The organism is Chloroflexota bacterium (assembly GCA_018648225.1).
GTDB lineage: Bacteria > Chloroflexota > Anaerolineae > Anaerolineales > UBA11858 > NIOZ-UU35.
Genome location: JABGRQ010000199.1, coordinates 32,704 through 54,022 on the forward strand (window position 1 = coordinate 32,704; position 21,319 = coordinate 54,022).

15 protein-coding genes are annotated in these 21,319 nt (G+C 53.2%); 1 reads left to right on the top strand and 14 read right to left on the bottom strand.

Annotated elements, in window-relative coordinates; translation table 11 throughout:
- Window positions 1-18 precede the first annotated feature (18 nt).
- The 5 genes from HN413_17215 to HN413_17235 all read right to left on the bottom strand — a co-directional run bounded on the left by HN413_17215 (window position 19) and on the right by HN413_17235 (window position 4,703).
- Window positions 19-879 carry an ABC transporter permease gene (locus HN413_17215; GenBank protein MBT3392141.1) on the bottom strand — a complete coding sequence of 287 codons (861 nt, stop codon included), beginning with the start codon at window positions 877-879 and terminating at the stop codon, window positions 19-21.
- Window positions 880-962: 83 nt separating this feature from the next.
- Window positions 963-1,940, bottom strand: coding sequence for a GDP-L-fucose synthase (locus HN413_17220; protein ID MBT3392142.1), 978 nt, complete (start codon window positions 1,938-1,940; stop codon window positions 963-965).
- The gene (gene gmd, locus HN413_17225; GenBank protein ID MBT3392143.1) at window positions 1,937-3,004 is read right to left on the bottom strand and encodes a GDP-mannose 4,6-dehydratase; all 1,068 of its coding nucleotides are present in this window, start codon (window positions 3,002-3,004) and stop codon (window positions 1,937-1,939) included. Before gmd ends, HN413_17220 begins: the two co-directional genes overlap by 4 nt.
- A gap of 209 nt (window positions 3,005-3,213) precedes the next feature.
- Window positions 3,214-4,224, bottom strand: a complete 1,011-nt coding sequence (locus HN413_17230) for an NAD(P)-dependent oxidoreductase (protein MBT3392144.1) — start codon at window positions 4,222-4,224, stop codon at window positions 3,214-3,216.
- Window positions 4,221-4,703: a winged helix-turn-helix transcriptional regulator gene (locus HN413_17235; protein MBT3392145.1), complete on the bottom strand. Its 483-nt coding sequence runs from the start codon at window positions 4,701-4,703 to the stop codon at window positions 4,221-4,223. Before HN413_17235 ends, HN413_17230 begins: the two co-directional genes overlap by 4 nt.
- A 170-nt stretch (window positions 4,704-4,873) precedes the next feature.
- Between HN413_17235 and HN413_17240 the strand changes: the two genes are divergently transcribed.
- Window positions 4,874-5,911, top strand: a complete 1,038-nt coding sequence (locus HN413_17240) for a hypothetical protein (GenBank protein MBT3392146.1) — start codon at window positions 4,874-4,876, stop codon at window positions 5,909-5,911.
- A 250-nt stretch (window positions 5,912-6,161) separates the two neighbouring features.
- Here HN413_17240 and HN413_17245 read toward each other — a convergent pair whose 3' ends face one another.
- The 9 genes from HN413_17245 to HN413_17285 form a co-directional block, all read right to left on the bottom strand.
- Window positions 6,162-7,574: an NAD(P)-binding protein gene (locus HN413_17245; protein ID MBT3392147.1), complete on the bottom strand. Its 1,413-nt coding sequence runs from the start codon at window positions 7,572-7,574 to the stop codon at window positions 6,162-6,164.
- A gap of 86 nt (window positions 7,575-7,660) precedes the next feature.
- Complete coding sequence (locus tag HN413_17250) at window positions 7,661-8,599, bottom strand: class I SAM-dependent methyltransferase (GenBank protein ID MBT3392148.1); 939 nt, start codon at window positions 8,597-8,599, stop codon at window positions 7,661-7,663.
- A gap of 117 nt (window positions 8,600-8,716) precedes the next feature.
- Window positions 8,717-9,613 carry a glycosyltransferase gene (locus HN413_17255; protein MBT3392149.1) on the bottom strand — a complete coding sequence of 299 codons (897 nt, stop codon included), beginning with the start codon at window positions 9,611-9,613 and terminating at the stop codon, window positions 8,717-8,719.
- 106 nt (window positions 9,614-9,719) lie between these two features.
- Window positions 9,720-11,216 carry a B12-binding domain-containing radical SAM protein gene (locus HN413_17260; protein ID MBT3392150.1) on the bottom strand — a complete coding sequence of 499 codons (1,497 nt, stop codon included), beginning with the start codon at window positions 11,214-11,216 and terminating at the stop codon, window positions 9,720-9,722.
- A 119-nt stretch (window positions 11,217-11,335) separates the two neighbouring features.
- On the bottom strand, window positions 11,336-13,954 hold the full coding sequence (locus HN413_17265) for a hypothetical protein (GenBank protein MBT3392151.1): 2,619 nt from the start codon (window positions 13,952-13,954) through the stop codon (window positions 11,336-11,338).
- An 88-nt stretch (window positions 13,955-14,042) separates the two neighbouring features.
- A complete protein-coding gene (locus HN413_17270) occupies window positions 14,043-16,664 on the bottom strand; it encodes a hypothetical protein (protein ID MBT3392152.1) in 2,622 nt (873 codons plus the stop codon).
- A 106-nt stretch (window positions 16,665-16,770) separates the two neighbouring features.
- Complete coding sequence (locus HN413_17275) at window positions 16,771-18,978, bottom strand: hypothetical protein (protein MBT3392153.1); 2,208 nt, start codon at window positions 18,976-18,978, stop codon at window positions 16,771-16,773.
- A 105-nt stretch (window positions 18,979-19,083) separates the two neighbouring features.
- Complete coding sequence (locus HN413_17280; GenBank protein MBT3392154.1) at window positions 19,084-20,241, bottom strand: glycosyltransferase family 4 protein; 1,158 nt, start codon at window positions 20,239-20,241, stop codon at window positions 19,084-19,086.
- 104 nt (window positions 20,242-20,345) lie between these two features.
- Window positions 20,346-21,278, bottom strand: a complete 933-nt coding sequence (locus HN413_17285; GenBank protein ID MBT3392155.1) for a glycosyltransferase family 2 protein — start codon at window positions 21,276-21,278, stop codon at window positions 20,346-20,348.
- Window positions 21,279-21,319 lie beyond the last annotated feature (41 nt).

Consider the following 21,319-nt stretch of genomic DNA (forward strand, 5'->3'; position numbering starts at 1 on the left):
GGTTTCATACTCCCGTCCTTAAACCATATCCGCAAATGTACGTTCCATGCGACGGAAATAGAACAAGCCGGAGACCAGCACCACAATCGCCACGCCGACCGAAATCGCCATGGTAACAGATGCCGAAGGGTCTAACTCTATGCCAAGCAGCGCCCAGCGGAAACCATCCACCGCCCCCGCCATTGGGTTGAGGGCGTAGATCAACTTCCAGGTTCCGGTGATATACCCGGCAGAGTAGGCTACGGGTGTGAGGTATTTCCACATTTCAGTGATAAAAGGCAGCATATAGCCAACATCGCGGTATAGCACATTCAGTGAAGAGAACCACAATCCAACACCTAGCGCCGTAATCATGGTCAACAACAAGAAGAGCGGCAGCGTCCAAATGGCCGGGGTCAGGGGAATTTTATAGTAAAACAACATCCCGATGAGAACCAAGAAAGCGATGAAAAAATCTACCAGTCCACTGAGTACTGTTGATATGGGAATCACCAAACGCGGGAAGTAGATTTTGGTAATCATATTACGATTGGAGACCATCGAGCGCCCGGTATCGTTCATTGCTTTGGAAAATAACTGCCAGGGCAAAAGCGCCGCGTAGGTAAAGACCGTGTAAGGAACACCTTCTGAATCCAGATTCGCCAATTGACCAAATATCAACGCGTAGACGAGCATCGACATTACCGGACGAATAATTGCCCAGGCCATCCCCAGAACTGTTTGTTTGTAGCGCACTTTAATATCGCGCCAAGTGAGAAAGAAAATTAACTCACGATAACGCCACAAATCGCCCAGATTCAATGCCGTCCAGCCGCGCGTGGGGCGCAGGAGGATCGTTTCGGCAGGGGCCGTGATGGGAGTAGGGGAAGTTTCAGTCATAAGGGTTGAAGGTTAAAAATTGAAGGTTGAAGGTTGAAGGTATATAAAATTTTCAACCTTCAACCTGTAACCTTAAACTCGTATCACGCAATGGAATTCTGGTTTTGACGGAACCACTCAATCGTCCGACGAAGTCCTTCTTCAAACGACATTTGGGCTTCAAAATCGAAGTATTTTTTTGCCAGGCTCGTATCCAGCGCTCGGCGCGGTTGTCCGTTGGGTTTGCTGGTATCCCAGACAACTTTACCCGCAAAATCTGTCAGGCGCGCGATCATCTCGGCCAAATCCTTAATGCTGATCTCCATCCCCGCGCCAAGATTAACGGGTTCAGAACCATTATAACGCTCGGCAGCCAACACAATACCGCGGGCGGCGTCACCAGCGTAGAAGAACTCACGCGTCGGGGAGCCATCGCCCCACAGGATCACTTCAGCATCGCCGCGCTGCTGGGCTTCGATCATCTTGCGCACCAGTGCCGGAATAACGTGTGAAGTTTCCAGATTGAAGTTATCACGCGGCCCATAAAGATTGACCGGCAGCACATATATGGCATTGAAATCATATTGCTCGCGATAGGCTTGCGCCTGTACCAGCAGCATTTTTTTAGCCAATCCGTAAGGCGCATTGGTCTCTTCGGGATAACCATCCCACAGATTTTCTTCCTTGAAAGGCACCGGCGTGAACTTAGGGTAGGCGCAAATTGTGCCAATGGCAACAAATTTCTCCACGCCCTGCTCCCAGGCGGCGTGCATCAACGGAACCCCCATCATCAGGTTTTTGTAAAAGAACTCCGCCGGACGCTCGCGGTTGGCCCCAATGCCACCGGCCAACGCTGCCAGATGAATAATCACATCGGGCCGCGCATCCACCAACATGCGTTGGATGTCGCTTAACTGCGTCAGGTCGTAATCTTCAATATGAGGGATGAAAATCTCGCTTGCGCCGCGTTCCCGCAATTCGGCCTGCACAAACGATCCCAAAAAACCAGCCCCACCGGTCACACAGACACGGCGCTCAGCCCAAAATTCTTTCGGATTCGGGTATGTATTTTCCATGTTCATCTATCCATGCTGATAACTTGATCTTCCCAGCGATGCCAGCCATCGAAACGCTCCGCCAGCAGGCGCTTGCCCTCGCCGGGAACTTCTAATCCTAACAATTCCAGATCGGCATCCATCATAATGCGCACCAACTCGTGGAAGCGGATTTTCGGCTCCCAACCCAGCAGCTCGCGCGCCTTCTTCGGCTCGGCCAGCAAATAGTCGACCTCGGTAGGACGAAAATACTGCGGATCAATTTGAACATAATCTTCGTAATTCAGGCCGACATATCCAAAAGCTTCATTCAGAAATTCGCGCACGGTGTGGGATTCGCCGGTGCCGATGACAATCTCCGCGGGCTGGTCGAGTTGCAGCAAGCGCCACATGACTTCGACATATTCGGGCGCGTAGCCCCAATCGCGCAGCGAGTCGAGATTACCCATATAGAGTTTTTTCTGCTTCCCGGCCAGGATCGACGCGACCGCGCGCGTGATCTTGCGAGTGACGAAAGTCTCACCCCGGCGGGGGGACTCATGGTTGAAGAGAATGCCCGTGCTGGCAAAAATACCATAGCCATCGCGGTAATTTTTGGTCAGCCAATGAGCATAAGCTTTGGCCGCGGCATACGGACTTTGTGGCTCGAATGGCGTAGTTTCGCTCTGAGGTGGCTTGGCGCTGCCAAACAACTCACTGGTGGAGGCCTGATAAAAACGCACCTTTCGTCCGGAACGGCGAACGGCTTCCAAAATTCGCAGCGTACCGATTCCAGTCACATCGCCGGTATACTCCGGCATGTCGAAGCTGACGCGCACATGACTCTGCGCCGCCAGATTATAGATCTCATCCGGCTCGACGGCCTGGATCACATTTTGCAAGCTGTCCGAACTGGCAAGGTCGCCGTAATGCAAGCGCATTTGGGCTTTCTCTCCGTTGTGCGGATCGCGGTACAGGTGGTCGATGCGCCCGGTGCTAAACGTGCTTGCGCGGCGCACAATGCCATGAACTTCGTAGCCCTTTGAGAGCAACAACTCCGCCAGATACGAACCATCCTGTCCGGAAATTCCAGTAATTAATGCTTTGATCATATTTTTTTCCTTCTATTCAACAACCAGGAAACCATGTTTTTTCCTGCAATCCAGACTCCCTAACAAAGAAATTGTTTAGCTTTGAACTGAAAGAGGCCGAAAAAAGGGGTGTGCGTGGGGGCTGCGCCCCCACGCACACCCCTTTTTTCGGCATTTTCTTTGCGAAGACATTAGCCTGAGCAGTTACCAAATACTAACTCAATCCTGCTTCACTGCACGATAAAACGCGCATTGCGATAACGCGGATCGGTGGGGTTGCGGATCAGGCCATTTTGCAGAGCCAGCAGAATTTCGCGCACACCATTATCCACCGTGTAGCGGGCAGTAAAACCCAACTCGCGCTGGATTTTCTCGAACGAAACGGCAATATCGCGCATATCGCCGCCGAAGGTAATATCTTTATTATCAACAATCGTCTCCGGCAGGCGTTTGAGGATTAGCTGCACCACCTGATCTTTGGTCAGGTTGCCATCATCCGCGCCGACATTGTAAATTTGCCCGCGGATTTTCTCCAGCGGCGCTCGAAGACCCAAAATAATACCATGAACCGAGTCGGCAATGTGGACAAAAGAGCGCGAGTAACCGCGTTGATAAATCATCAAGCGCCGCTTTGTGAAGGCATCCAGCACAAACTGATTGACGATGAGATCGAAACGTGGACGCGGCGAGAGGCCATAAAGCGTCGCCGGGCGGAATATCAGCGGCGCACATGTGCTGCTTTCCGACTGCGCCAGCAAATAACGTTCTGAGGCAACTTTCGTTTCGGCATACAGCGATTGCGGGTTTACTGGCGTCTCTTCCGTTACAGGATTTCCATCCATGGAAAGGCCATAATTACTATACGTAGAGATGTAGATGAAACGCTCCACGCCCATATTTTCGGCCTGCTCGAAAACTCGCTGAGTCGATTCGACGTTATAGCGCCAAGCCACCTGTCGTCCTACCGACTGACAGGCCGGAAATCCAGCAATCGCAGCCAGATGTATTACGGCTGCGGGCACAGGCCAATCATCGGGTGCGGCAGTGCGGATGGCGCGGTTTTCACAGACATCGGCTTTGACGAAATGAAAATCATCATTGGGCAAATAGGCCAACAGCGACTCACCGCCATAGAGCAGATCATCCACTACAGTCACGCGATGCCCTCGACGCAGCAATTCGCCAGTTAGATACGAACCAATATACCCTGCCCCTCCGGTAATCAGAATATGCTCGCTCATGGCTGCATCTCCTTCTCTGAACGGTAAACTCGCCAGCCGCGTATTTCCAGTGCGGGTGCGGCTGGGTCACCTTCAACGCCCATACCTTGTTCCAGGCACGTCAGACGAATCACATCCACCAGATCGCCGTTGCCCAAAATGCGGATGCTTTCATAACCTTCAGTGCGAATATCCATCAGCAGTTCCAACGTCCGGCGGCGGGTGCGGCGGAAAAGCAACATCGAGTTTTCCACATAATTCACAGTCAACTGAGCGCGAAAAGCCAGCCCCTCGGGGGTGATGATATAGCGCAGCTTTTTGCGCTCAGCGCGTTTCAGCTTAATGAAACCTTTTTCGACCAGGCGCTTAATATGCCAATTGACCGTACCAACGGCCACATCCAGCTTGTCAGCCAAAGTAGTCTGATTCACATCGGGGTTCTGTTCAATGGTTTCGAGCAGAAGCAACTCGCGGGTTTCGTGTGCGTCATCCAGATTCATAGCATAAGTCCTAAAATTCAATTCCTGAATTATAACCGCGGGCGTCCACAGGTCAAGATACGGGTATAATCTGAATGCAAAAGCAGGAGGGGTGGACATGCAAGTCCACCCCTCCTTTTTGAGCAAAGATATACCCTATCAGATAGACACACCCGCGAAAGACAATCCTCATGATTAACCACATTGCACCTAATTTGCGTAAGCCACTCGCCCTGTTATTTGATATCGCCGGGATCATGCTCATCTTTGGCGTGCTGAAACTTGATTTGATTTACAACCCCGCCGGGAGTTATGGCATCGGGGCGATGCAAATCGCCGGGGTGGTGGCCGGTTTCGTGGCCGTCATTTTTAGCAGTTTCATCAACCCTCGCGAGGCGCGCTACACAAAATTCGCCAGCGCGGTTGCCTTCGGCATCAGTGTTCTTTTGCTGCTTATCAACTTCAGCGGCGTGCTGATTCCGCTGCGCAATCCAGCAGTATATGATGAAATCGAGTATGCAGGCAAACAGCGCACAGCACAATACGCCCCCCAGGAAGTTTACACCCAAATGAACCGCGACGTGGCGATTGACGAACAGTATCCCGAATATGTTAAACGCCTGACGCAGCTCATTTTCGATGGCACGGTGCATTACTGGCCGGAGAGCGGCGACCCGGCTTTCCGATTGCGCGTACCACTGCGCGAAAATTACCTGATCTTCTTCGATCAAATATTACGCGGCGAGCGCGCCAATTACGAATTCTGCCGCGCCGAACGCGCCATCGAGCGAGCAACTTCAGTATGCTCACAATCTTCCAAAATGCTGGCCGATATTCTGGGCCGCAACCGCGTTAAAGCCCATATCGTCGGGCTGGAGGGACATGTGGTAACACGCGCCCGCGTGGATAATGAAAACGACATTTGGTGGATTTTAGATGCCGACTACGGGGTGGTCGTGGAGCATGATATAGATGCCATCGAAGCCGATCCTGAGCGAATTCGCCCCTTCTACGCGGCCCAGGGGTATAACGATGCGGTGATTGATATTTTGGTGGGAATCTACGGCCCCGAGGGGAATCAGACGATTGACGAGAATCTACAATGCGAGGGGGAGGATCACTATTACCTGCTCAAGTGGCTGCTCCCCGTTGTGGGGCTGATCCCGCTCCCGCTGCATATTCTGATCGCCTGGGCGCGCGGGAAAAAAGTTCATCCTGAAAAAAACTAACCACAAAGACACGAAGGCCACAGAGATTTTTTGTTTTTCTGTAATAATCAAGAATAGCTTGAACACTTTGCTTGCCGATGGCACGTCACCGCGTAGCGTGAACGGAGTGACACTTGCGCCTGCGCTAGACCCTTCGCATTCGCTCAGGGTGACGATCAAATTTTTAGACATACTGTTCAAGCTTCTGTTGACCAATACAGATTTTTTGTTTTTCTCTGTGTTCTCCGTGTCTCTGTGGTTAAGTTCTATATCAATCTACGATCTTATAGTCGGCGACGCGCTGTTCGAGTTCATTCCATACATCCACAGGGGGATGCCCGGCGGAAAGATTCTCGGCGATGAAGCGCCCCATATCCACGCAGTGATCGGAGTTGTTGTAGTTATACATGCCGATGCGCCCGGTTAGCAATAAATTTTCGGTTTCCTGCAACTGATTACTAACCTGCTTCATCTTCTCAACATAGGTTAGATCGTAACGGGGGTAAAAATTGCGCGTCCGCGTGACGTAATATCTGCTAACATCTTCTTCTTTTAGGAAACCGCCCTCAACCAAGCCTTCAATGGTTTTCTGGGCCAGTTCTTCGTCGCTGGCCTGCCACTGCCAGCTATCTTCGTTGCAGGTGAAATCGCAGGCTATCGCCGTACGGCCAGCGGGCCCCAGTTCGGGATTCATCTGCTTTTGTTCAAAGATGCGGCTGAAAATATACTCGCGCTCGGGGAAGAAAATCCACTGATCTTCAAGCAAAAGATCTTTTTCGGCGAAAATATACACCAGCACCAGATGACGGAACGCTAACTCGTCGATCGATGGCAAAACAGCAGCGTCCGAGCCAAAGAGCAAACGCCCCAGCACGGGCAGAGGAATGGATGAGACAAGATAATCGATCTCAAATTCGGCAGGCTTACCAGCCACCGTGCCGCTCACGGCAGTGATTTTTGCGCCGTCGCGCGCCAACTCGCGCACATCGGCATTGACAATCACCTGCCCGCCGCTGGCTTCAATCATTTCCACCATCGCCTGAGGCAGATCGCCAAATCCGGCGCGCGGGTAGTAGAAGAATTCGGCGTTGGTTTCGGCAGTCTCTTTTTTGATGCCCAACAGTTTGAGAATCACTTCGATGCCACCCGAGGCGGGGACGCGTGCCCGCGCCATCTCGGGGTGCAGGGTGTTGGGGCCGCCCCAGACTTTGTCGGCCAGGGGTTCGAAAACTAATTCGTAGGCAGGCCGCCCAAAACGCTGGATCATATATTCTTCATAGCTCTTCGGGGTTGGACTTCCTAAAATGCCACGCGCCAACTCCAGGGCGTAGCCCAGTCCCAGCCGTATAAAGGTGCCAAATCCCAGCACTTTCGCCAGATTCCCCAATTTAAGCGGGTAATCCACCAAATGTCCCCGCAGAAACAGGCGGTTCTTTTTGGGCAGGGTCAGCAGACGGTCGCCCATCAGGGTTTGGATTTCATCCAGCACGCCGGGGATGACGGAGTAAATTTTGTGCGCCCCATAGTCAAGGGTGAAACCGTCGTGCTCAAAGCTGGCACACAACCCGCCGGTTACGCGGGCCTTCTCTAAAACGGTAACTTCATATTTTCCAGTTTTGGCGAGGAAATAACCCGCCGAAAGTCCGCCGATACCGGCGCCAAGTACAACAATTTTTTCTTTCATAGTATCCAAATTTTTAACCACAGATGAACGCAAATGAACGCTGATTTTTTATCCGCGTTTATCGGCGTTCATCTGCGGTTTCCTTCTTATTTTATTTCTGGTTGGGCGATGACAAGGATTTGGCCCATCCAATAGGGGATTTGTAAATGTTCGATGTGCAGGGCTTTGACGATTTTGGTGCCCAGCTTGGAAAGCCAGGGGATATACGGTCCCATACGGAAAAGGATATAACCCAGCTCGAGGCTTTGCCAGTGCAATTTGATGCGCCGGGTGGAGAAGCCGCTGGCGGCGAGCATCTTTTGGATGGTCTCGCGGGTGAAGTAGTAGAGATGCACCGAGAGCAGGAAAACCCACCTGCGCCCCATGAGACGCGAGACCAGGGCGGCGATGTCGGGGTAATTGACAACCAGGACACCATCGGGTTTGAGCACGCGGCGGCATTCGGCGAGTACAGCTTTGGGGTCGGGGGTGTGTTCGAGGACATCCCACAGGGTGAGTACATCAAAACTGTTGTCGGCGAGTTCCATATCGTTCATGGTTCCGGCCTGAATTTCGATGCCGTAGTGCTGACTGCCCCATTCGGCCATCCACTTGTTGGGTTCGCAGCCCGCTACTTCCCAGCCAAGGCGATGGGCAACGCCGAGGAAAGCGCCGCCTGCGGTGCCAACATCGAGGATGCGGCCGCGTTGGGGTTTGTATTTCTCGATAAGATTGAGTGATTTAGCGAAGGTGATCTCGCGACCTTTATTCTGCGAGATGAAGGCTTCGTCGGTGCCTTCACTGTATCCGGTGATAACCACGTCGCTCTTCAAGCGCGGGGTCAGGTACTGCAATCCGCATTGGTTGCAGCGCACGAGTTGATCAACCAGAATTTCATCGCCCGATGAGCGGAAGGTTTCCAGGATATCATCGGGGCGGGCATCTTCGTAGCGCGGGGGGTAGACAACTTCGAAGTCGTCCGCGCCGCACAGGTTGCAGGGGACATCTTCGAGCAGGGCTTGATATTGTTCATACGAGTTTGTCATAATTTCCTTCTATAAGTACCAGAACCCCCATCCCGGCCCTCCCCCGCAACGAGGGAGGGGTACCGGCATTCTTCGCCCTTCCATTTAGGGAAGGGGCTATAGGGGATGGATCGGCAGTTATTTTCTCTGCATAATTTGTTTGAGCTGCCGGAAACGCGTATTGACGGCGTTCAGCACCAGTCCCAATCCAAAGGATGATGCGCTTAAGAGTGCCAGCAACGCGCTGTAGATCAATAGGGATAGATTCCCCGCCAGAGTCAGCGCCAGCAGCACCAAAGCCGCCAATAATAACACAAAAGCAAGCAACCCGAAGACACGCAGTGGATTATGATCGCGCAGCAATATCGCCGCGGTGAGCATAATGCGATAACCATCGCGCACAGCATTAAGTTTGGAATGACTATCGGCAGGGCGGCTGCGGTACGAGATCGGCATTTCGATGATTTCCATACCCTCTTCCAGGGCTTGCAGGGTCATCTCGGTTTCGGTCTCGAAGCCCGGCGTCAACAGGGGGACATTTTGCACAAAACGACGGCTGAAAACGCGGTAGCCGGAGAGAATATCGCGGTAGCGCGTCCGAAACATAAAATTGATACTCCACACAATCAGCCGGTTGCCCAAATGACGGTGCCAGCGCATATTCTCATCAGAAGCCGTCGGCAGGCGGTCGCCGACGACCATATCCACGTTGCCGCTCAAGACCGGCTCCAGCAATTTATGCACATCTTCCGCAAAATAAGTTCCATCGCCATCTGCCATTACCAATGCGTCGACCACAACAATTTCAAAGGCTTTCTGGATTACATATCCTTTGCCTTGTTTACGGACCGAATGCACAATCGCCCCGGCTTCGGCGGCTAGCTTTGCGCTGTCATCGCTGGAATTATTGTCAAAGACATGAATTTCAGCGTCGGGCAGTTGGGCGCGGAAATCGGCGATGACCTGTTGAATGGTAATCGCTTCGTTATAGCAGGGAAGGACAACGGCAATATGCAGGGTTTGGTTTTTAGTCATTTTATAAGATTCTCAACGCAAGGACGCAAAGGGACGCAGGCGCAGAGATTTGCTTTATTTTCCTTTGCGTCTCTGCAGCTTTGCGCCTTTGCGTTAATTAGGCCCTTCATGGATTCGTCTTTCGGTCAAGCCATTTTAGCACGAGAGCGCGGTACGGCACCATCTCCATTTTCGTCTCAAAGCGGCGGCGGAGAAAATTCCACGCCTGACGGATGATTTTGCCGGGGTAATGGCGCAGTTTCCACAACAAGAAGGCCCCGTACAGTCGCAAACGGAATTTACTCAAGTCTTCGTAATCATCGCGCCAGGTGGGGGTGAAATTCATATCCGAGAGCGACTCGTAACCACGAAACTCATCGAAAATTGCCGAACCCGGCACGGGCGTGATAATGAACAGGGCGATCTCGTCCACGCCTTTGCGCGTCAGGTCGTGTACCATCTCCCAAGTCATCTGCAAATCTTCGGCGGTTTCACCGGGGAAACCCAACACAAAGCAGGCCTGCGAGCGGATGCCCACCTGATTCATGCGCCGCACCAAGCGCACGGCATGATCCAAATCAAAGGGTTTGCGCATCAACTTTAGCACGCGCGGCGAGCCGGTCTCCGGCGAGATCGAAATATAGCGGCAGCCTGCCTGCGCCATCAGGTCAAGCGTTTCTTCGCTACGGATCGTTTCGACCTTCGTCCCGGCGACGATCTTCCAGGTGATTTTCAGACCGCGGCGCAAAATCTCGGCGCACATCTCGCGAATACGCGCGTCCGAAATCGTGGGGTCAACATCTTCAATATGAAACTCGCTCACACCAAACATCTTGACGTGATGCTCCATCTCGTCCACAACGTTGACCGCCGAGCGCGCCCGCCATTTTTGGCCGTTGGTCGCCGGAACCACGCAAAAGCGGCACGGATACGGACAGCCGCGCGAGGTCAGCAGAGGCAGATAGCGATTATCATGCTGCGGCCCGTGGGCGAAACGCAAATTCCAGTAATTATCGATGGGAAATAAATCCCAGGCCGGAAAAGGGAGCGAGTCCAAATCCTGAATAAATTCTTTCGGGGGATTATAAAAGGACGCGCTACCCAGGCCCGCGAGTTGATTCAGTTCGCCGGGTGGATTCTGCGCCTCCAGGTGACGCGCCAAAATTACAGCCGCGCGCTCCGACTCGCCTGTGAGCACATAATCGGCTCCGGCATCGAAGAAAACCTGTCGCACATGCTCCAAGGCATAGGCTGTAACGGCCTGCGTATTCTCCAGAATCACGACGGGCAAATCCGGGCGTTCGCGTTTGACGGCCCGCAAAATATTTTCGCTGGCAATATGATTGGTCAGGTTAATGGCGAAAAGAAAGACCAGCCCGGCATCCGCGGGGATGCGCGCCAAAACTTCATCATCCGTCAAACCCATCAGGGTGAATTTTTCGCTGCGACGCGCCTGGCGCGGGTCTTCGGCAAAAGCATCAATCACCTGCACAGGTAGACCGGCTTCACGCAGCGCGGCAGCCGTATAGGCCAGCCCGATGGGCATGTAAACAATCCCCGTGGTGAAGGGATCATTACGCTGAACAACAAGGTTGGGGTTGATGAGGATGATCGGTTTCTTCATAAAATACAAGCGCAACGCAATACCCCAAAGGGCACAGGTGGCGCAAAGGTGCTAAGTCGCGAAGCGCTTTTTATTTTCTTCTTTTGCATCTTTGCTCCTTAGCGGCTTTGCGTTAAAAATTACGGAATGTCGTCGCAAGATAGCTCAGACGACGAGCGCAGGGTAGTATACCCGTCTTCGTTGTGCAGGACAACCAGCCGGGCCGAGATGTAGTCATCGGCGCGGCAACCCAGGACGAGGACATCGGCAGCGTGGGGAAAGTAAGCTGGGGCTTCGTCGAGGGGCATGACAATATTGGCGTGCGAGACCGTCAACAGAACAAAGCCCAAACGGCGATAATCACGCGGCGAGAAAGCCGTCCATTCGTTGCCGGGTTCGCCTTCGTTGGGCAGGTAAAAGCGCGGGTAGAGGGCACGCCCTTCTAGCAATGTAGCGCGCTCGTCTTCGAGCAAGGCTTCCACCGAGGGGAGAATCGGCTCGATTTCGGAGATCAACTCGAAAGTCGTGCGAATATCCGCCGGGAAAGGAGAATCAAGCCGAGGGATGAGGGCTTCCATCATTAACGGACTAAATCCCAGAGCCAGAAAAATCAATCCAAGAAAAATGGTTGAAGGTTGAAGGGTATAGGTTGAAATGCGTCGGACGTTCGATGCTGGATATCTGACAAAAGCGCCGGGGTCGCGCTGAATATAGAACCGCAGCCAAACGGCACCCTGACCCAAACCAATCGAGAGATATAGCAGCACCACCCAGTCGGCGGGGAGCAGCAGCCGCCAGCCGGAGTAGCGGCCCACGGCGGTGCTGAGGATATAAATCAGCGCCACGCCCAACGGCAACCAACCGATAAGTTGATTTCGACGAAAGGCCGCGCTCAGGCCAAGCGCCAGCATCCCCAAATTGAGGGCCAGCATGAGGGTGTTTTCAGTGGTGAGTGCGTCTTTCCAACCCTCCCAAAAGGGCTGAGCGCCAACATAGGCTTTAGGAGAGCAACAATCATCCCACAGATCGTCGGCTTGCGTGCGCCAGTAGGGGAATAGGTCACTCTCGGCGGCCTGCACGACCCAAGGAGAGAGCGGCAGGGCAAGCAGGGCTTCGACCCAATTATGGGCAAAATGGCGCGTAATGAATGTAGTCACGTAACCAGGGTTAGCGCGCACAAATCCGGAGAGATAGGCATCCACGCGTTGGGCAAATTCAGCGTCGCTTTCGCCAGAGTTGCGTACAATGCGGCTCTCTCCAGGTGTAAGGCTGTACTGTTGGGTCAGGAAGGCGTTTTGGGATGGATCATTAAGGGAAAATTGGCCGATGAGTTGATAGCTGCGCCACAACCAGGGGAGCAGGGTGAGCGTCAGACCAAGAATGAAGAATGCTGAATGCTGAATGCTGAATGCTGAATGGCGGGTGGCGGGCGACGAAGGTTGAAGGTTAAAGGTTGAAGGTCGAAGGGATACAAGCAGAATAAGCACGATCAGCGCCGGAATGAAAACAACGATCTGCGGGCGGACGAGCAGGAGCAAGCCAAGCACACCGCCAATGGCGAGGGGTGCGGCACGACGGCGATCGGGCTGGCGCAGCCAGTAGACGATGATGGCGGTCAGCAGCACCACACCGAGCGTGGCGGGCAGGTCGGACATGAGCAATTTGGCATTAGAAACGCCGATGGTACCGGAAAGCATGAGGGCGTTGCGCTCGCGCAGAATAATCAGTGCGGCGGCAATTACCCCGGAGACGCGCAAATGCAACGTTTTCGTAATCCAATAGAGGCCAACCGGCAGCAAAGCGAGCACCATCATTTGCAAGCGGGCAATCTGGGCATAATCTTCCCCGGCGAGCCAATGCAGCCACGTCAGAAAAACCGAATAGAGCGGCTTACGAGCGACACCGTCAAAACCATCACCCATCAGCAAACGTTGGGCGGCGATGTCGTGCATGGTCGCGTCGGAGTGGGGATAATATGCGAAGTTCGGCGGCTGCGGCGCGGGGGCAAAATAGTCGGCGCGCATGGGTTGTTGATTCCAAAGGAAGGCAGCCACACCCCAAATAAGGAGACTGATAAAAATATCGAAGAGTAAGGGTTTGGGGAGATTTTCCGTTGGCAAAGCCAGCCAGACAAATGCCACCAGCCATACCAACCCAACGGATGCAACCGTCAGCGGAACCCCCGGAGGGTCCCAGCCAATGGCATCGGGCTTCACCCCGAGACCGGTGAGGGCAACGATGGCCCAAATGAAGAGAAGCAGGCCAAAGATGATGCCACCAAGGCGTACTACTTTGCCATCTAGAAAATCAACCCATCCGTGACGCAGCAGAGGGAGGATGATTAGGTTTTGCAGGCTGAACGTGGTGACAAGAAGAAACAGAGGTACCAAACGAGTCAGAAGGCCACCTATGTAGGGATCGGCAACAATGTGTGCAAGATGCCAGAGTTGAGAACCAAACATAAATCCGAGCAATGAGCCGAACAACGCAAGCCCGTAAAGCCAGCGATTGCTTACCCATGTAAGAATGCGCTCACGCAAAGATGATGAACGACGCACAAGCACAGCGGTGCAGGCCACGACAAGTACCCATAAGAGTAAGGCGATGGCCAGCAATGCGCGGGTTTTAGAAATGCCTAAAATCCAGGCGCTGGCGGCTTCGCTGGGTTGGGCAAAGAGCAGCACCAGCGCGGCCAATGCACCCGCCGCAGCGATCCAGAAGTAGATTTGAAGTAGCGTTGAAGAAGAAAGTTTTTTCATCAAAAAATACTGCAAAGACACCAAGACTCAAAGCTATTTTTCTTGGTGTCTGTGCATCTTCGTGGTGAAATTTTTGTCTTTTTGTCCATTATCGAAAGACCGGGCATAGGGCTTCAATTTCAGCCGAAGCCGTGTAAAGTTGTTCGCGCTTATCGTGCACATATACCGCCAGAGCGTAGACAACGTCATCTGCTTCGCAGCCGATGAGAGTCACGTCAGTCGCGTTGGGGAAATAGTCCGGTGAGGTTTCATGCAGAAGTATGATTTGAGCATCATTCGGGCCGACTAATGTAAAGCCTAAACGGGGAAAATCTCTGGGGATATAAGCGCTCCACCCTTCGCCGGATTCGCCAAAACCAGTTTCGTAGTAACGGGGATATAGGGCGCGTCCCTGTAGGATAACGATCTCATCCTTTTCCAGACTCTGCTGGAGGGTAGGCTCATCCAGTGCAGGAAATTCTTCGAAGAAATTCATCTCTTCAAGTAGGGCAACCCGCTCTGAGGTCGAAAGTGCCGCGTAGTGCTGGGGAATCAAATTTTCCACCATCAATGGAGAAATCCCAAAACTCAGTAAAATTATCCCAATCGCCATATTCAGCTTCCAAGCGCTTCGATAGTTGCTTTTGACAGGTTGAACACTTTCTTCGATCCAATCAGAGCTGTTCACACTCGATAAATACTCAAAAAGCCAAATTGTCACTTGGGCGATACCGATGGCAAGGTATACAAACTCTACCCAGTGAATAGGTGTGACAAAACGCCAGCCGGAGCGGCGCGCAACTGCCGTGCTCAGGCTGTAAGCAAGGCTCATAACGAGGGGGATCAGGCCAACAATGCCATATTGCGCCCAGGCCGCACCCAGGCCAATGGCGATCAGCGCCAGGTTTGCGCCCAGCATAGCCACCATGATGGGCGGCAAATGCCCATTCCATCCCGACCAAAACGGCATTTGGGCAACATACTGGTTGACCGTGCAGCAATCTTCCCAAAGGCGCTGTAAATCGCCTGTTTTTGCGTTGAAGGCGACCATGTTGGGGTCTTGCAGATACCACGGCGTGAGGGGCAGGGTGAACAGTAGCCCCAATTCGTTATTCAAAAAATGCGCCAGCACAAAATCAACCACAACGCCGGGATGGCTGAGCGTAAAATCGCGCATATAGGCGTTGGCGCGCGCAACATATTGTTTTTCGGTTTCACCGGGCAGGCGCGTGAACTCGATTTGACCGATTTCTTCGGTGTACAATTCGGCGTGAAAAACAACCTGCGCAGGCTCGTTGAGCGTAAATTGCCCCGTCAACTGATAACTGCGCCACATCCAGGGGAAAATGACGAGCATCAGCCCCAGCGCAAACAAGCCTGCCGGGGCAATGGCCGCACGCCATTTACGATAAAACGCAACCGCAATCGCCCCAAGCACCACGGGCAGCAAAAAAATGCTGTTCGAGCGGATCATCACCGTAATGCCAAAAACACCCCCGGCCAGCAGCGGGAACCAGCGCCAGCGCTCCGGGTTTTGCAGCCAGCGCATCACCAGCCACGACAACAAAACCACGCCAAACGCGGCAAACATATCCGGCATCATTAGCTTCGAGTTGGAAACCCGAATATCCGCAGAAAGCGCAATGGCATTTTTCTCTTGCAAAATGAACAACAGCGCGGCAATCGTCCCCGTAAAACGCCAGTGCAGCGATTTTGTCAGCCAATACACCATCACCGGGAGCATGGCCAAAAACAAAATTTGCAAATTGACAATGGCGTTATAGCTATCGCCCACAACCGCGTGCGCAAAAACCAAAAACAACACATAAAAAGGCTTGCGATCAATACCCGAAAACCCTTCGCCCACCAGCACCCGGTGCGCGCCGCTATCATACATAGCCGCATCCGAGTAAGGATACAACTCAGCGTTTGGCGGTCGTTCCATCGGGGCATAAAAAGCCCTGTCCAGCGGGACATTGCGCCACAAATAGAATGCGGCCAAAAAAAGTACCAGACTGAGAAGAATATCAAAAAAACGGGTTAAAAGTTCGGATTTCTGGTTGGAGAGAGACCATTCTGCAAAAAAGATGAACATCCCCAAAAGCCCGGCGATAGCAATCTGGATGGAAACGAGCGGCGCTCCGGGTGGGTCCCAGGCGAAAGCATCGGGCTTAATCCCCAGGCCGGTTGCAGCAATCATGCCCCACAGTAGAAGCAACACACCAAAAATACCCGCACTCCAACGAAAAACGCGCTTTTGTCCATCACTCCACACCTGACGATCTTCATAGCGCAAAACAGGCAATATAAAAATGAATTGCCAACTCATCACCCCGCCCCAGGCGATCAGCGGAACCAGACGCGTCAACACGCCATGCAGAAATTCATCGGTGAGTGTGCCGGAGAGCCATAACAGATGACCAGCAATAACGCCACCGAGCAGGAAAAAGAACACTGTCGGATAGTAAAATTCACCACGCTGAGCAAGAGATTGCAGAGGCGTGAGGGTTTCTGGTTTGCGCCAGAAGGTAAATGCGACCAACACAAAAACGGCGATCCCGGCTAGCAGCATAGTCGCCAACGCAAAGCGCGTTTTTGAAAGCCCTAAGAGCCAGGCATTTTGCACGTCGCCGGGGATGCGCAGCAAGTAAATGAGCGCGGCAACCCCCTCGAGGGCAAAAATGCTGGCGAAGATGCTGATGGTTTTATTGCGCCCACCGATTTGGTTCATCAAAAATCTCCAGAAAAATATAACCACAAAAGGTACGAAGACACAAAGGAATGCAGCTATTTACCGATGTCAACTTCGAGTTTTGGTGTCTTGATGGTGAAGATCATTACGGATAATACGAACAATCGCCAATCTCTTCACGCGGGACAAAGAACCAGACATGCGTCTTGTCTTTCGAGTATTTAGGTTTATAGTAACAGTACAACGGTTCTGTAACCCACTGTACCCAGGTATCGTTCTCAGCATCCCATTGCTCTTCTTCGCGAGAGTAACGGATGCGCTGCGGATCAGTGATAATCAGGCCGAAGCGCTGCTCGGCGAGATCGCGGTAAAACGGCATCAAATATTCCATATCTTGCGCCAGAGCGCGATCCATGACCTGTTTTTTTTCATATTCCGGCACCAGAGGAATATCCACCACGCCGAAGGTAATCAGTTGACGTTGATCCATAAAGAGGACTTCGCCGCCTTGCGCGACCACATGCTCGGATTCAGTGATGAGCAAGTCGATGGTGTGATCGACATACTGCTGCTCGGGGAGTTCTAGCGGCATGGCATCCATGAGGGGTAAGAAGGCGGGAATCAAAGCCAGGAATAAAAAGAGTATCTTGACTCCCGAGGTTTGTTCCTGCAAATTCGCGAGAATCTGTCCGCCGCCACGTTCCCACGCCGCCGCGGCAACAAAGACCAGACTAACAAGGAATATATCCAGGTTGTGCAGGTTGCTGCCACCGCCAATTTTAACGCTAATAATCAGCCCGATGCCCAAAAAGCCCAGCAACCCGCCAGCTACGGCCAGTTTTTGCCAGATGTTGAGCTGCCAATTTGGACGCGGATCAACGCGGACACTTGCGCCTGCGGTGTCAAGTGCAGGTGTGAACGCGGATTTTTTGTCATGTATCCTGCGTTTATCTGTGTTTATCTGTGGTTCTTTATTTTGTGACTGTATTGCCAAGTAAATCAATAAAATGACAAGCGGCAAAACGGCTAATGCCAATTCTAAAACGATGCCCAACCCGTTGGTGGGGTTGGGCCACAGGCGCTCCCAGAGCAAGGGCTGATCAGTGAGAAAGGAATTGCTGCCGCTGCTGACGGCTTCGACCGTGTCGGCGGTATCGGTGAAAATTGCCGCGGGGGCAGGCATCGGCAAGTTGACCTGCACCCCACCCTGAGCTGCGTTCGCCAATCCCAGTTGTCGCGAGATGCGCTCCCAGCCGCGTTTAATTCCCACGCCGCCAAATAATCCCGCCAAACCATATAATCCAACCTGCAGCCATGAACGCCAGGGCATACGCTCGCCGGGGGATGTTTCATCATCGAGCAAGGCTACCAACACTGCCCAAACTGCCGGGGCAATCATCCAGGTCAGGCGGCTGAGTTGAGCATAATATCCGGCCAGATAAATCAGGGGCAGGGCAATCCATAACGCTTTGCGGCGCGCTCCGGCGACGAGAATGGCGCTCAGAACGAGGGGGGTGTAAATGGGGCCTTGATAGAGGAACAGGAAGAGCCACACGCCCGCCCAGGACCAATCTTTGCGGAGGGCGGGGAGCGCGCGCAACGCTAACCAACCCAGAAACAGATACGGCACAGTGAAAACCAACGCCGACCACAGACGCACGCCTTCAAGCGTCACGCCGCCAAATAAGAAAGGCAACCCCCACAATGACTGCCGCCCAATATCAATATACGCTTCGAAACGCTGATTGAGCGGATAATCGTAGAAGCGTCGCCCGTAAAGCCAGGAATAATCCCAGATGCGGTTGCCCTCCGACCAGGTTAATGAGAGGGGGTAATCAACCACGGTGACGAACTCGACAGCGAAGACAATCACCGCGCCCACAGCGACAAAACTTAGCATCAAAGGCCGCCAACGGATCAGATGACGCGGATGACGTGTGGCAAATAGCGCCATCGCCAGCCCTACAGCTATCAGGAAGGCCAGCCGAAAGGCCGCACCGGTGATTTTATAGCCAAGCGGGGTGTAGAGAAAAATTTTAGCGGGCAGAAAGGCCAGCGCGGCGAAAAACAGCCAGCGCAGGGGGCCAAGTTTGTCACGGCTGCGCGCCAGTGCCACCACAAGGTCATCGGTTTTCTGTGGCAGCCATAAACTTGTCAGACCCAACGCCACCGCCAACGTGCCAAAGAGCATCATCCCGGCCAGCGGCAGGCCCCAGGTGATGGTGAATTTGCCGATCCAGTTCTGCGTGCCTTCAACGACTGCGTAGAAATCGCTCCCGGCAAAAACCAGCAAGAGCAACACGGCAAACGTAACCAGTAAACGCGCCATCAACGCGCGATCAAATGGCTTCATGCGGCACCACAGCGAAATTTAACACATAGGCGCAAGGAAACCAAGCTGCAAAGTTTCTTTTTTATTCTTTGCGTCCCTGCACCTTTGCGACTTTGCGTTAGATTTTTAGAGTATGCCATCTTGATACAATCGCAAAAATAATGCTTCATAATCCGAACACATCCGCTCCAGGGTGTAGTGTGTCAGCACCAGGCGGCGACCCTCTGCAGCCAGCCCCTCTCGCAGCGCGGTATCACTCAGCAATCTCGCCAATGCAGACGCCAGCGATTGTACCTCACCCGGCGCAGGCAACAACCCATGCCGCCCATCTTCGACCACGCTGGCAATTCCCTCTAACGCAGTAGCCACCACCGGAAGCCCCATGCCCATCGCTTCCAGCAACGCCATTGGCAAGCCTTCAGAGAGCGAGGGCAGCACGAAAATATCCGCAGCGTGCAACAGGGCGTAAACATCATCACGCGTGCCTAAAAAGCGCAGCGATTTTTCGATACCAATTTTTTTGGCCTGATTTTTTAAAGCTGGATGGAGAGGTCCATCGCCAACCAGAGCAAATACCGCCCGAGGATGCGATTCCAGCACCGCGGGAATAGCCTCCAGGAGAATCGAATGCCCTTTTTGGTGGGTCTGCCGTCCCACAGTGATGATCAATTCCGAGGTTGAATCCAGTTCGAGCGTGTCCCGAAGGGTTTGCCGCTTCTCGAGGATAAACGTCTCAGCCCCAGGGATTTGCACCCCGTTGGGAATCAGAATCACCTTTTCGGGCCGCGTGCGCTCCACCGCCAACGTCAATTGCTGCACCCGCGTCGAGACCGCCACCAACGCCGATACCATCCGGGAATTAATCATCATCCCGTGCAGGCGCTCCACCAACGGCGAGATATTCTCAATCAATCCGTGATGTGATCCCACCCGCACCGGAACGCGTGCAAAAAAGGCCAGCGGCAAGCCGAGCAAATTGCTGTCCGGGGTGAAGGTCTCGATGATGTCGAACCGCTCCCGGCGCAGTAAACGCCACAGATTCAGCAGTCCGCGCAACAAACCCGCAACACCGCCGCGGGCCGAGCCCGGCTCACGGGTGCGTAAATCCACCACAGGGAAAGGATATTGGGCTTCCCAGGCAGCGCGCAAATTATCTTTATCGTAAAAAAAGGCTACCGTCACCCGATAGCCGCGCGCGTGAAACCATTCGGCCTGAGTCAGCAACACGCGCTGCGCCCCGCCAATAGTCATTTGTGTGCCCAAGAATAGAATCGATAAGGTCATAGCCAAAAATTTTAACGTAAAGGCGCAAGGGAGCAAAGCTTTTTGATGTTTTTTGCGTCCTGCCTTCTTTGCGACACCCATGCCCTTTAGGGTATTGCGTTAAATTAACGGAGCTTGCGCCAGAGAACGAGCAGCTTTTGACGCATCTGCGGCCCAATCCACGAAGCCAACCAGCCGAGGTAGGCGCTCCATTGGGCAGGATTTTGGCGAATGGCTTTTAGGCTATACGCACGAACGGCGGACATTTGCTCAAGCTGCCCCGCGGCAAGAATATTGTGTCCGGCGTTGCTGTACAATTTTGCCCATGCCCGACGGCGAAATTTGGGCGAGAGCACCAGATCATCATCAAGCGCTTTTTGCAAATAACGCTCAAAATCGGCAATGGCGCGCAAATCGGCTTTTGCAACTGAAGTATTTTCGGTGTGGACGCGCATCGTAGTTAGAATCTCGGGGATAGCGGCGAAGTGATAGTGCCGCGCCACGCGCCGCCACAGGTCAATATCTTCTCCCCAGCGCATGGCTTGGTCAAAGCCGCCGGTTTCGATCAGTGCGGCAGCGCGCAGCATCACGCACGAGGGCGGAATCAGCACCGACCAATCGAGCAGCATCTCTGGGTAGACATTTCCAGAAAAATTTGATGTATCTCGCTCGGCCAGCAAATTATCGTCCATGTCCACGCGGCGAAAACTGCCATGCACCAGCCCAATTTCAGAATCTGCATCGAGGAGGGCGGCCTGTTTCTCGAGTTTATCGGGGGCAAACAAGTCATCGGAATCGAGGAAAGCGAGATACGCCCCCTGCGCCAGCGCAATTGCCCGGTTGCGCGCCGCTGAAACCCCGCGATTCTCCTGACGAGAATAGCGAATTTGGCCCGCGTCGATCCACGGTTGAAGTACAGCCTGTGTGCCATCGGTCGAGCCGTCATCGACAATGATAATCTCAACATCGCGAAACGTCTGCGCTTGCACACTCTCGATGGCTTCGACAATATAGTCGGCGCGGTTATAGGTGGGGATAATGACGCTAACTTTGGGCATGACAAGTATTTTCACCACCAAGACTCAAAGACACGAAGGGA

Excerpts from the sequence above, each read along its gene's own strand:
- HN413_17230 (MBT3392144.1), bottom strand. The coding sequence starts at position 4,224 with ATGAGCGAGCATATTCTGATTACCGGAGGGGCAGGGTATATTGGTTCG.
- HN413_17275 (MBT3392153.1), bottom strand. The coding sequence starts at position 18,978 with ATGAAGCCATTTGATCGCGCGTTGATGGCGCGTTTACTGGTTACGTTT.
- HN413_17235 (MBT3392145.1), bottom strand. The coding sequence starts at position 4,703 with ATGAATCTGGATGACGCACACGAAACCCGCGAGTTGCTTCTGCTCGAA.
- gmd (MBT3392143.1), bottom strand. The coding sequence starts at position 3,004 with ATGATCAAAGCATTAATTACTGGAATTTCCGGACAGGATGGTTCGTAT.
- HN413_17285 (MBT3392155.1), bottom strand. The coding sequence starts at position 21,278 with ATGCCCAAAGTTAGCGTCATTATCCCCACCTATAACCGCGCCGACTAT.
- HN413_17265 (MBT3392151.1), bottom strand. The coding sequence starts at position 13,954 with ATGAAAAAACTTTCTTCTTCAACGCTACTTCAAATCTACTTCTGGATC.
- HN413_17240 (MBT3392146.1), top strand. The coding sequence starts at position 4,874 with ATGATTAACCACATTGCACCTAATTTGCGTAAGCCACTCGCCCTGTTA.
- HN413_17280 (MBT3392154.1), bottom strand. The coding sequence starts at position 20,241 with ATGACCTTATCGATTCTATTCTTGGGCACACAAATGACTATTGGCGGG.
- HN413_17270 (MBT3392152.1), bottom strand. The coding sequence starts at position 16,664 with ATGAACCAAATCGGTGGGCGCAATAAAACCATCAGCATCTTCGCCAGC.
- HN413_17245 (MBT3392147.1), bottom strand. The coding sequence starts at position 7,574 with ATGAAAGAAAAAATTGTTGTACTTGGCGCCGGTATCGGCGGACTTTCG.
- HN413_17215 (MBT3392141.1), bottom strand. The coding sequence starts at position 879 with ATGACTGAAACTTCCCCTACTCCCATCACGGCCCCTGCCGAAACGATC.
- HN413_17220 (MBT3392142.1), bottom strand. The coding sequence starts at position 1,940 with ATGAACATGGAAAATACATACCCGAATCCGAAAGAATTTTGGGCTGAG.
- HN413_17260 (MBT3392150.1), bottom strand. The coding sequence starts at position 11,216 with ATGAAGAAACCGATCATCCTCATCAACCCCAACCTTGTTGTTCAGCGT.
- HN413_17255 (MBT3392149.1), bottom strand. The coding sequence starts at position 9,613 with ATGACTAAAAACCAAACCCTGCATATTGCCGTTGTCCTTCCCTGCTAT.
- HN413_17250 (MBT3392148.1), bottom strand. The coding sequence starts at position 8,599 with ATGACAAACTCGTATGAACAATATCAAGCCCTGCTCGAAGATGTCCCC.